Source organism: Nostoc sp., assembly GCF_036918245.1.
In the GTDB taxonomy this organism is placed as follows: domain Bacteria; phylum Cyanobacteriota; class Cyanobacteriia; order Cyanobacteriales; family Nostocaceae; genus Nostoc.
Genome location: NZ_JBALEF010000092.1, coordinates 63,193 through 69,787, shown reverse-complemented (window position 1 = coordinate 69,787; position 6,595 = coordinate 63,193). Strand labels below are relative to the sequence as shown.

6 protein-coding genes are annotated in these 6,595 nt (G+C 40.0%); 2 read left to right on the top strand and 4 right to left on the bottom strand.

What is annotated here, in order from left to right:
* Positions 1-162 precede the first annotated feature (162 nt).
* The 4 genes from V7L12_RS25960 to acs all read right to left on the bottom strand — a co-directional run bounded on the left by V7L12_RS25960 (position 163) and on the right by acs (position 4,852).
* Positions 163-660 (bottom strand): DUF1643 domain-containing protein, encoded by a 498-nt coding sequence (locus tag V7L12_RS25960; RefSeq protein WP_335088756.1) that lies wholly within the window; start codon positions 658-660, stop codon positions 163-165.
* A 45-nt stretch (positions 661-705) separates the two neighbouring features.
* The gene (locus V7L12_RS25955; RefSeq protein ID WP_335088754.1) at positions 706-1,893 is read right to left on the bottom strand and encodes a nucleotide kinase domain-containing protein; all 1,188 of its coding nucleotides are present in this window, start codon (positions 1,891-1,893) and stop codon (positions 706-708) included.
* Between the two features lie 173 nt (positions 1,894-2,066).
* Positions 2,067-2,747, bottom strand: a complete 681-nt coding sequence (locus V7L12_RS25950; protein ID WP_335088752.1) for a tetratricopeptide repeat protein — start codon at positions 2,745-2,747, stop codon at positions 2,067-2,069.
* A gap of 131 nt (positions 2,748-2,878) precedes the next feature.
* Complete coding sequence (gene acs / locus V7L12_RS25945; RefSeq protein ID WP_335088750.1) at positions 2,879-4,852, bottom strand: acetate--CoA ligase; 1,974 nt, start codon at positions 4,850-4,852, stop codon at positions 2,879-2,881.
* A gap of 230 nt (positions 4,853-5,082) precedes the next feature.
* Here acs and V7L12_RS25940 point away from each other — a divergent pair, with 230 nt between their 5' ends.
* Both V7L12_RS25940 and V7L12_RS25935 read left to right on the top strand, forming a co-directional pair.
* Positions 5,083-5,727, top strand: coding sequence for a restriction endonuclease subunit R (locus V7L12_RS25940; RefSeq protein ID WP_335088748.1), 645 nt, complete (start codon positions 5,083-5,085; stop codon positions 5,725-5,727).
* A 29-nt stretch (positions 5,728-5,756) separates the two neighbouring features.
* Positions 5,757-6,506: a Uma2 family endonuclease gene (locus tag V7L12_RS25935; RefSeq protein WP_335088746.1), complete on the top strand. Its 750-nt coding sequence runs from the start codon at positions 5,757-5,759 to the stop codon at positions 6,504-6,506.
* Positions 6,507-6,595 lie beyond the last annotated feature (89 nt).

Sequence of the window (6,595 nt, the reverse complement as noted above, 5' to 3'; positions counted from 1 at the left end):
GGTCTATATCTTGAGGCAGGTTTTGGTTCATATTTGTGATACTCCCCCTCAAGTGTCCCCCTTGTCAATACTCTGCCACCTGAATCCTTACGATTCTCTGAAGGATGAAATAGAAATCTGATGATGAATAAAAAGTATCGCCATTAGAAAATTAAGCTATATTTATAGAGAATCACTAGGAAAAATAATTGGTTGTGTACTAACTGAAAGACCTAACGGATGGTGTGGGTATCCATACTTTGTTAGAACTAGGCAGTAAAGAGGTTGTTTATCACAAATTAGACTTAACACTTCTTTTTCACGATTCTGAATTCTGGGATATTTTCCCGCACCCCATGCCAAAATAATTAAGGCAGCGCGTTTTGTTGCTACTTGAATATAGCAGTTGTTTTTTGGCCCCACAGGGTCATCTACTTGGCAAAGTTCACGGGGGTTTGTAGCACAATAAGCAAATAGATTAACTACTTCAAGAGAACCATATCTCCAAGACTTAGCAAAGTTAATACATCTAGTGAGAGTGTGATCATTTTTCTTATCATCGGCGGTACTTGGGTTAAGCATCACAAAAGTAACTTGAGGTAAACTTATATCCCATTTACGCCGCAGTGAGTAGCGATACTTTCTAGTGATGTCGAACTTAGCATATCCTTTTATGTCCATGTATTTTACTCAGAATTACTGTGGATTTATAAAGAGCCGCTTGTCTTAAAACAGATACAACTGTTCATGTTTTTCCATTTCTATATTTTGTAAAACTTTTGATTTTTTTCGCTGAGTGTCTTGTTCAGATTTTTTATATTGTTTTGATATATTCTTCGTAATTTCAGATGTTGTTTTTACCTGAGAATCTAGCTCCAAAGATAATTGCTGACAATTATTATTATTTAATAGTTGCAAATTAGTAATCTCTAATGTTGGCAATCTCTGTGCTAAACTTTCTTGAACTTTCTCGTTAATACGCCATTTGGGTGGATAAAAATAATCAATTGGCTGAGGCGTCAACGTAAATTTTGATTTTATCTTTTTACGATTACTTTTCAAATCAGGAAATGCTCCTCGGCAGTATTTATCAGTTTCACAAAAAAGATTTTGACAGTCTATAGCCTGTAGTGGACGACCCCAGAGTGATTGAAAATTTAACCCTAAGCGTTGAAACTCTTTCTCTTGGTTTTCACTCATCCAATGAATAATATCAGTATATGTTTTACCATGTGTATCAATGAAACACTTCTCGATACCACGTTCGGCTCCTGGGCCTGCTATAGTAAAACTGTTTTCGTCAAAGTTGATAATTTCACTATAATTAATATCTGTCGCTAATTGGTAAGCCATAAACTTACCTAGCAATGGATATTCTTGAAAAATCTGAAAAACGTCTTCAAGTTTTTTGGCTTTGACTATGCGATTATCTACTCTATCTTGCACAACCATTTTATCAATTAATGCCAAATGATTCTGGTGCTTTTTATCATAACCAAACTCTTTGCTGGCACAAGACATATATGCACTAGTGTAAATAACATATCCAAGATTCATAGCCTCTTGTAATATATCTGAATATACTTTGGAGTCGAAATTAGACAGTGTAATATAATCTCCTATTTTCTTTTCTAAGTATTCCCATGTTTCTATTTTATTAAAAATTTTAAAGAGTAGAATCCGTAAAACTACTTCTTCTTGATTTTTGCTCCTATTCTCATCATAAATTACATTTTTGATCAGATATTGTGAAACGCGATCGCTTGCTCGATATGCATTACAAAATTTATAAGTATTAATAATCGGGTCACTCGTCCAGGGTGGTGGTACGTTGTTAATTTTGTTAAAAAATACTTCCTGGCGCATACTAGCAAATCGCCAATAAGTATCAAAAATCTCTTGTCTTACTTGCATACACGGTTCTCCTGGTTTATCGTCGTCAGTTTCAAACCTGTTTTTTATCCATAAGTCAAGATTATGCGACAACTGCCGCATAATCTTCGTATACGATCGCATTTCTGGCAAAGCATCCTTAAAGCCGATCGCAACAACTCTTTTTAACTTTTATCGACTGAATAATATGATTCTCAGGAAACATTAGGCTCATCAGCAGTTTTGATCTCTTTTAAAATTCGTTCTACTTGGTTAACTTTTTCACCTCTATTCTGTGATTTGAAAATATTTAAAGCTTTTTCTAAAGAAGATAGCGCCTCGTCTTTTTTATTTGTTTGCCACAATGCTACTGCGAAATTAGTCAGCCCCTCGCCATAATTAGGATTAATTTCCAGAGCTTTTTTATATTCATTAATGGCTTCTTCCCAGCGACTTTGGCTTGCGTAAACAACACCGATCGCATTGTAAGCTAGAGCGTATTTTGGCTGGAGGCGAATGGCTTCTCGATAGGAACTAATTGCATCTTCTGGTTTCTTTTGCCGAAAAAGCACATTTCCCAGTTGAAAGTGTCCGAAGGCATCTTCTGGGAATTTTTTAATTAATTGGCGTAAATTTTCCTCTGCACCTGTTAAGTCTCCCTGACTAAATAAACCATTGGCTTGTTGCAGGAGTTGCGATCGCTCTGGTGTATCTGTACCTGAAGCTTGTGCTATTTTTTGTGGTTGTCTCTGTGCAAACTGTTCTGGCGAATGTAAAGAAACTTTTGCAGGAACCGCTAACACTAATGGTGATATCCCCATTACACTGATAATACTCAGCATCATGCAGCCAATAGGTTGAACAAATGCTGATTTGGATTTGCACTTCACCTTCATCGCCCTGAATGCCTCAATAATGTTCTAATCTTTATAATAAATTGGTCTGCGTTAGCGCGTAATGCATCACAAGACAGACGGTAAGGGCCGCATAATATATGTGCGCCCCTACTAAGCTGATTTGAAATTATTTACGCGCCTTCCCGCAATTTATCCAACACACTCCGATCTTCTAATGTCGAAGTATCTCCAGATATCTCTTGTCCAGCAGCTAGATTCCGCAGCAAGCGCCGCATAATCTTACCCGATCGCGTTTTCGGCAAAGCGTCTGTAAAGCGGATTTCTCCGGGACGTGCGATCGCACCGATTTCTTTGACAACGTGCAGTTTGAGTTCTTTACTCAGTTCCTCACTTCCTTGATAAGTGCCTTCTAAAGTCACAAAAGCAACTACTTCTTCACCCTTAAGCTCATCCGGTTTACCCACTACCGCCGCTTCTGCAACCGCTGGATGCGAAACTAAGGCTGATTCTACTTCCATTGTACCGAGTCGGTGTCCTGAGACATTCAGTACATCATCCACACGACCCATTACCCAGAAGTAGCCGTCTTCATCTTGTCTTGCGCCATCACCAGCAAAGTAAGTATAATTACCATCTTGAGGTGGAATGTATTCCCAGTAAGTGCGGCGGAAGCGTTCTGGATCGCCGTAGACTGTCCGCATCATTCCTGGCCACGGATGGCGCACTGCTAAATAACCGCCTTCCTTATTAGGTACGCTGTTTCCTGACAAATCCACGACATCTGCAATAATTCCTGGGAAGGGAAGAGTTGCAGAACCTGGTTTGGTGGGAATTGCCCCTGGTAGCGGTGTAATCATGATACCGCCGGTTTCCGTTTGCCACCAAGTATCCACAATTGGACAACGTTCCCCACCAATAACTTTGTGATACCACATCCAAGCTTCCGGGTTAATCGGTTCGCCGACGGTTCCCAACAAACGCAATGAAGACAGGTTTCGCGCATTCGGATGTTGTTCACCCATCTTAATAAATGCTCGAATTGCCGTAGGTGCTGTATAAAAAATATTAACGCCGTATTTTTCAATTACATCCCAGAAACAGCCAGGATTAGAAGCACGGGGCGCACCTTCGTACATTATCGTGGTTGCACCGTTGGAAAGAGGACCGTAGACAATATAGCTGTGTCCCGTAATCCAACCAACATCGGCGGTACACCAATATACATCTGTGTCTTGGAGGTCGAATATCCACTTGGTGGTGATATGAGTATACAAATTATAACCAGCAGTTGTATGCACTACCCCCTTCGGTTTGCCCGTGCTGCCAGAAGTGTAGAGAACAAACAGCATATCTTCACTGTCCATCGGTTCGGCGGGACAATCTGCTGATACCCCTTTTTGCAAATCATGCCACCAATGATCGCGTCCGCCCAACTGCATATAAGTTTCTTGTCCGGTGCGCTTGACAACTAGGACGTTTTCTACACTGGGAACAGCACCATCAGCTAAGGCTTTGTCTACCTGTTCCTTGAGAGGAACGATCGCATCTTTGCGCCAACCACCATCAGCCGTGATTACCAGTTTAGCCTGAGCATCAATTAAGCGATCGCGCAACGCTTCAGCACTAAAACCACCAAATACCACACTATGAGGTGCGCCAATTCTCGCACAAGCTAACATCGCGATCGCTGCTTCGGGAATCATCGGCATATAAATACCAACGCGATCGCCTTTTTGTACACCCAGTTGCTTCAATACATTGGCAAACTGGCAAACTTCCCGGTGCAGTTGGGAGTATGTGAGGGTACGCGAATCACCTGGTTCTCCTTCCCAAATCAATGCTGCTTTATTTTTGCGCCAGGTAGTGAGATGTCTGTCAAGGCAGTTGTAAGAAATATTAATTTTACCACCAACGAACCATTTAGCAAAAGGTGGTTGCCAGTCTAATACTGTATCCCATTTTCGGAACCATTCTAATTCTGTTCCAGCTAAATCTGCCCAAAATTGCTGTGGATCGGCTTTGGCTTTGTCGTAGAGACGCTGATAGTCTTCCAGGCTTTTGATATGAGCATTTTGCGAGAATTCCGAGCCAGGATGAAAGAGGCGCTTCTCTTGTAGGATTGATTCTATAGTTGGCTGAGACATGGTTAGTTATGAGTGCAATCACTATTGTTACTAAAAACTATTCTTAGCCCAGTTGTGCTAGACATTGTTTAGATTTTCGTTAAGCTAGGTACAAATTGCCGAGTTATTTAGTTTACATTCATTTTCATCTAGCAAAAGCAAGCGATCAAAAAATGTAAAGACGTTTTGCAACCTATCTACCGGGAATGTTGCAATATTGTAAGTAGTCTTGACAAACAAAGCCTGAAACTATGCCCCTCACCGTCGAAGCCAGCAGCTTATCTCTCAACGATGTTCATCGGTTTCTCAAACTAGAAAAGCTTTCCAATGGTTCATTTACAGACTTCTTAACTCTAGAACCACTCTCTGACTTTGAACAGCAAGATTTATTAAGAATCAGAAACGACTTTGATCGTTATTTAAGCGCAGGTAAAATTTCTGAAGGTTTAGTTAAATTCTTAACAATTGCACCCTTAATGCGGCTAGCTGGATTTTACGATGTGCCGATTCGGTTGACAATGGAAGATAGCATTGCGATCGCAGTTGAAGATGAAGACAGAAGAATTACCGGGCGGATGGATATTTTAGCAATCAACAATCCTCAAAGTAATATTGCACCGCCTTTTTGGGTTGTAGTAATTGAAACGAAAAACAGTGCGGTTGAAGTGGGTGAGGGTTTACCTCAATTAATCACTTATGCTTTTAAAAGTTTAGATCAACAACCATCAGTTTGGGATTTGGCAACTAACGGACTGCGTTATCAATTTGTTTATTTAAGACATGACGAACAGCTAACTTATCAGTTAATGCCATTATTAAATCTGAATGAATCTCCCGGTGCAATTGAGTTATTACAAGTTTTCAAAGCCGTCTGCAAGTTACCGAATTTTCAGTAAAATGAACGTAAATCGCGGAGCGATCGCTGATGTCTGAACCTGCTACCCTAGAAATCATCTCTAATCATATTTCAGAAGACGAAGTTATTTTTCCTCCTGGCGATATATTGAGTGACGAACCACCCTTGGAAAGTGATCTGCACCGAGAACAAATTGATTTGCTGATTCGCATACTTAAATTATGGTGGCGAGATAGGGAAGATTTTTATGCTTCTGGCAATTTGACGATTTATTACAGTCCTAACCAGAAAAAATCAGAAAGCTTCCGTGGTCCAGACTTTTTTGTAGTTTTGGGAACCCAGAAAAAAGACCGTAAGAGTTGGGTAGTTTGGCAAGAAGACGGGAAATACCCTAACCTGATTGTGGAAATTTTGTCAAGTTCAACAGCAACAGTTGATAAAGGTTTAAAAAAACAAGTTTACCAAGATACCTTCCGTACACCAGATTATTTCTGGTTTGATCCTGTAACAATGGAACTTCAGGGATTTCATCTAGTTGATGGAAAGTATCAAGAAATTCAAACTACTACTGATGGACGTTTGTGGAGTCAGCAGTTAGAACTTTACTTGGGAGTTTATGAAGGTAAATTAAGATTATTCACTACTGAAAATCAATTAATACTATTATCAGAAGAATTAGCTGAACAAGAACGTTTACGTGCCGAACAGGCAGAAGAACGTGCTCAACAAGCAGAAGAACGCGCCCAACAAGCAGAGCAAGAAATTGCTCGACTGCGGGAGGCTTTACGTATACAGGGCATCGACCTAGAGAATATTTGATTACATCAGGAAATGAACTAAAGACATTTTCAAGTTAAAATCTAGTTATCAATGTGTAAAAAAAGCGTAATCTTCTGAAAGTAGGGCAT

Excerpts from the sequence above, each read along its gene's own strand:
- V7L12_RS25940 (WP_335088748.1), top strand. The coding sequence starts at position 5,083 with ATGCCCCTCACCGTCGAAGCCAGCAGCTTATCTCTCAACGATGTTCAT.
- V7L12_RS25960 (WP_335088756.1), bottom strand. The coding sequence starts at position 660 with ATGGACATAAAAGGATATGCTAAGTTCGACATCACTAGAAAGTATCGC.
- V7L12_RS25955 (WP_335088754.1), bottom strand. The coding sequence starts at position 1,893 with ATGCAAGTAAGACAAGAGATTTTTGATACTTATTGGCGATTTGCTAGT.
- V7L12_RS25935 (WP_335088746.1), top strand. The coding sequence starts at position 5,757 with ATGTCTGAACCTGCTACCCTAGAAATCATCTCTAATCATATTTCAGAA.
- acs (WP_335088750.1), bottom strand. The coding sequence starts at position 4,852 with ATGTCTCAGCCAACTATAGAATCAATCCTACAAGAGAAGCGCCTCTTT.
- V7L12_RS25950 (WP_335088752.1), bottom strand. The coding sequence starts at position 2,747 with ATGAAGGTGAAGTGCAAATCCAAATCAGCATTTGTTCAACCTATTGGC.